The following is a 1,294-nucleotide window of genomic DNA, read 5'->3' as shown; positions in this document are numbered from 1 at the left end:
TGACTAGTCCTGATATAGGTTGACAACTTTTCAGTCATAAAACGCCCGATGAACTTCATTGGGCGTTTTATAGTTTAGTGACAAGTGTGGTCGTTTTTCATTATATAGCTGTATTGATTCTTCAACTAACTTTCTCGCTAGCTCTAAATTATTCGGTTTTATCAGAAGATACTCCATTTTTAATATTCCATTAACTCGCTCAGCTAGCGCATTTTGATAGCAATCGTAGCCATCAGTCATAGAGCATTGAATATTATGTTTTTTATGTACCTCTTGATACTCCGAAGAACAATATTGTACCCCTCGGTCTGAATGATGGATCAGCGATGTGGTTGAACGGCGTTTTTTTAAAGCTTGCACCAACGACTTCTTCACTGAGCTTGTTTTCATATTGTCATCTAAATGATATCCCACGATTTTTCGTGAGTACGCATCCGTAATTAAACTTAGATATGTATCGCCTTCATGTGTTGATAAATAGGTAATATCCGCCACCCAAAGCTGTTCTGGCTGTGTAGGGATGAACCCTGACTTAATTAAATTTGGATGCCGATGAAAACGATGATGGCTTAACGTTGTTCGATGATAAGCTCGCTTATTAGGCACAAGTAACCGATGCTCTTTCAATAAAGAAAACAATCGATCACGGCCAATAAGTATATGTTTTTGCTTTAGAATAAAGAGCAGCTTACGACCGCCCAATCTGGGGTGAAAAGCCCGTTCAGATTTAACAGCATCAATAATGCCCGTATCGATTTTCTTTCGTTCCTCAGTCCTATCCAGTCTCTTGTAATAAGCCTGCCGGCTGATTTGCATAAAACGGCAAGCTATTGTTACGGTAAGGTTTTTGACCGTTTTTTCTTTAATAACTCGGCTTTGCGCTTTTTTGATAAACGGACTCCGAAGTCTCTATCCATAACTTTAACAACAGCCTCGAAGAAATCAGATTTAAGTCGAGCCTCTTCCAGCTCCTTTTCAAGGGCTTTGATGCGTTGTTCTGGCGTTTGTTGCTCAGGAGATTGGGTCATAACTGAACCTCTACAAAGAGTATTAGGCGTACCGTTAGACCAATCTAACCGACCATGCTTACGAAGCCAAACTAAAACTGTAGAGCACCCTTGTATACCGTAGTGGTCTTGGGCTTGTTTGTAGGTAAGTTCGCCTTTTTCTACTTGGTCAACAACCTGTAATTTAAAAGCGAGGGAATAATCGCGTTGAGTTCGTTTAGTGATTGGTTTCATTGCACTCTCCAATTTTAAATTGAAAAAGTGTCAACCTTATTCAGGACGGGTCA

The 1,294-nt window shown here is 40.0% G+C and carries 1 protein-coding gene; it reads right to left on the bottom strand.

What is annotated here, in order from left to right; all coding sequences use genetic code 11:
* Positions 1-30: 30 nt before the first annotated feature.
* A protein-coding gene (locus tag AC4IFO_RS22840) for an IS3 family transposase (protein ID WP_490737831.1) occupies positions 31-1,241 on the bottom strand; the annotation gives its coding sequence in 2 pieces (ribosomal slippage) (positions 31-896 and positions 896-1,241; 1,212 coding nt in all).
* Between the last annotated feature and the right edge of the window lie 53 nt (positions 1,242-1,294).

Source organism: Providencia sp. UF-224, from assembly GCF_058245955.1.
Note: the sequence above shows the minus strand (reverse complement) of the source record. Positions and strands in the feature narration are given on the sequence as shown.